Source organism: Nocardiopsis listeri, assembly GCF_020741345.1.
GTDB classification, from domain to species: domain Bacteria; phylum Actinomycetota; class Actinomycetes; order Streptosporangiales; family Streptosporangiaceae; genus Nocardiopsis; species Nocardiopsis listeri_A.
On record NZ_DYZD01000084.1, the window covers coordinates 1 to 2,695 of the forward strand.

A 2,695-nucleotide genomic window follows, 5' to 3' on the forward strand; every position below is an offset into this window, starting at 1 on the left:
CAAGACCACGTTGGGGCTCTCGCTGCTGCGCCACCTCAAGCGGTCCACGGAGATCACCGAGGGCCGGGTGTGGGTCGGGGAGCGGGAGCTCGCGTCGTTGAACGAGCGGCAGGTGCGGGAGCTGCGCGGCCGCGCGGTGGCCTACATCCCGCAGTCGCCCGCGTCGGCGCTCAACCCGGCGTTGCGTCTGGGCACCCAGCTGACCGAGGCCGTCCACGACACGGACGCGACACCGCGGTCGGTCGCCGAGCGGGTGAGCGAGGTCCTGCGGGAGGTGGCGCTGCCCGACGATCCCGCGTTCCTGCGCCGATACCCCCACCAGTTGTCCGGCGGGCAACAGCAGCGCGTGGCGATCGCGATGGCGTTCGTGGGACGGCCCGACCTGATCGTGCTGGACGAGCCGACCACCGGTCTGGACGTGACCACCCAGGCTCACGTGTTGGAGACCATTCGGTCGATGACCCGCGAGTACGGGACCGCGGGCGTGTACATCAGCCACGACATGGCGGTCGTCGCCGACCTGGCCGACGACATCGCGGTCATGTACCGCGGTGAGCTGGTCGAGCACGGACGCGCCGACGAGGTGCTGTCGAACCCCCGGCACGAGTACACGCGGCGGCTGCTGATGGCGGTACCGCTGCTGCGCACCTCCGGGCACGAGGACGCTCCGGTGCGGGAGGAGCCACTGCTGCGGATCTTCGGGCTGTCCGCCGGGTACGGGCGCACGCAGGTGTTGGAGGGGATCGACCTGTCGGTCTCCCCCGGCGAGTGCGTGGCCCTGCTGGGCGAGTCCGGGTCGGGCAAGACGACCCTGTCGCGTTCGGTGGTGGGGTTGCACCACCAGTTCTCCGGCGAGATGGCCTTCGACGGTCAGATCCTGGCCACGAGCGGCTACCGGCGCACCGCCGAACAGCGTCGCCGGATCCAGTACGTGTTCCAGAACCCGTACGAGGCGCTGAACCCGCGCAAGCGGGTGCGCGACCAGATTCTGGGCCCCTACCGGCACCTGGTGGGACGCCCCGAGGACCCGGACCTGGTGGTGGCCGAGGCCTTGGAGCGGGCGGCGCTGCCCGCCTCCTACGGAGAGCGGTTCCCCGAGCAGCTCAGCGGTGGTGAGCGCCAGCGGGTGTGCATCGCCCGCGCGGTGGCGACCCGACCGGATCTGCTGGTGTGCGACGAGATCACGTCGGCTCTGGACGTGTCGGTGCAGGCGGAGATCGTGAAGCTCCTGCGGTCGTTGCAGGACGACGGCATGGCGCTGCTGTTCGTCACGCACAACATCGCGCTGGTGTCCAACATCGCCGACCGCGTCGCGATCCTCAATGAAGGGAAGATCGTGGAGTACGGACCGGTGGGGCAGGTCATGTCGGCCCCCGAACACGAGTACACGCGTGCGTTGATCGCCGACACCCCCGACTTCGAACTGTCGTTCCCGGGCGCTCCGGAGCGCCTGGGCATGGACTCCGAGGGCCGGGTCACCGACGGCTGAACGGAAACGGCGAGGGGCCGGGGACGCGTCCCCGGCCCCTCGTTCACGCGGGCCCCGAGGTCAGGTGCTCTGGGCGGGCTCTGCGGTGTCGACCCGCGCGGCCGACACGAACCAGCTCGTCAGCGTGGTCGGGTGTGTGATGGCCGTGCCCACGACCACGGCGAAGGCTCCGCGGCGCAACGCCTCGGTGACCTGTTCGGGCCGGTGGACACGTCCCTCGGCCAGGACCGGAACGTCCAGGGCGCCCGAGAGGCTCTCCACCAGATCCAGGTCGGGGCCCTCCCCGCGGGTCGTGGTGGGGGTGTAGCCGGACAGGGTGGTGCCCACCAGGTCCGCGCCCGCCGCCACGGCGGCGAGCCCCTCCTCATGGGTCGCGACGTCTGCCATGACCAGCCGGCCCGTCTCCTCGTGGACCGCGCGGACGATCTCGGCGGTGGTGCTCCCGTCCGGTCGCCGGCGGCCGGTCGCGTCGATCGCCACGATGTCGGAGCCGGTGCGCGCCACCTCCAGTGCCAGGCCCAGGGTCGGGGTGATCACGACCCCGCTGCTTCCCTCCTTGACCAGGCCGATCAGCGGCAGGTCGGTGGCCTCGCGGATCCGGACCAGGTCGGCGAGCCCTTGGGCCCGGATCCCCACCGCGCCACCGTCCTGCGCGGCCCGCGCGACCCTGGCCATCGTGTCCGGGTCGCGCATCGGCTCCCCCGGATAGGCCTGGCAGGAGACCACGACCCCCGACCGGAGCCGCTCCACCACGTTCGTCATCGGTGTTCCTCCCACATCGTCTCTTCGGCTTCCCGCCACACCAGGTGGGCGGCGCCCAGCAGGGCCGCGTCCGCCCCCAGCGCGGCGGGGACCACCGATAGTCCGCGCAGCGCCGGGACCAGACCCTGTTCGATCTCCTCGGTCAGCGCCGACCACCAGTGGGCGCCCGCCCCCGCGACTCCTCCCCCGATCACGATGACGTCGGGGGCGACCACGTTGGCCAGACCGGCCAGTGCCGACCCCAGGGCCGTGGCCCCGTCGACCAACACGGAGCGGGCCACCGGATCTCGGCCCACCAGTGCCACGACCTCCTCCAGTCGTGTCACGGCGACGCCGCCACGTTCGGTGTACTCGGCCACCAGAGCGGGACCGGAGGCGACCGACTCGACGTGGCCCTCGGCCCCACAGGGACAGCGGCGGCCGGCCGCGGCGGCCACGGGCACG

General features: G+C 72.1%; 3 protein-coding genes. 1 reads left to right on the plus strand and 2 read right to left on the minus strand.

Annotated elements, in window-relative coordinates; all coding sequences use genetic code 11:
- On the plus strand, positions 1–1,489 hold a 1,489-nt coding region (locus K8V84_RS05565; RefSeq protein ID WP_304071285.1), incomplete at its 5' end, for an ABC transporter ATP-binding protein.
- A gap of 60 nt (positions 1,490–1,549) precedes the next feature.
- Here K8V84_RS05565 and K8V84_RS05570 read toward each other — a convergent pair.
- Both K8V84_RS05570 and K8V84_RS05575 read right to left on the minus strand, forming a co-directional pair.
- Positions 1,550–2,251, minus strand: a complete 702-nt coding sequence (locus tag K8V84_RS05570; RefSeq protein ID WP_304071288.1) for an N-acetylmannosamine-6-phosphate 2-epimerase — start codon at positions 2,249–2,251, stop codon at positions 1,550–1,552.
- A partial coding sequence (locus tag K8V84_RS05575) for an ROK family protein (protein ID WP_304071291.1) occupies positions 2,248–2,695 on the minus strand: 448 nt, incomplete at its 5' end. The genes K8V84_RS05575 and K8V84_RS05570, both read right to left, overlap by 4 nt.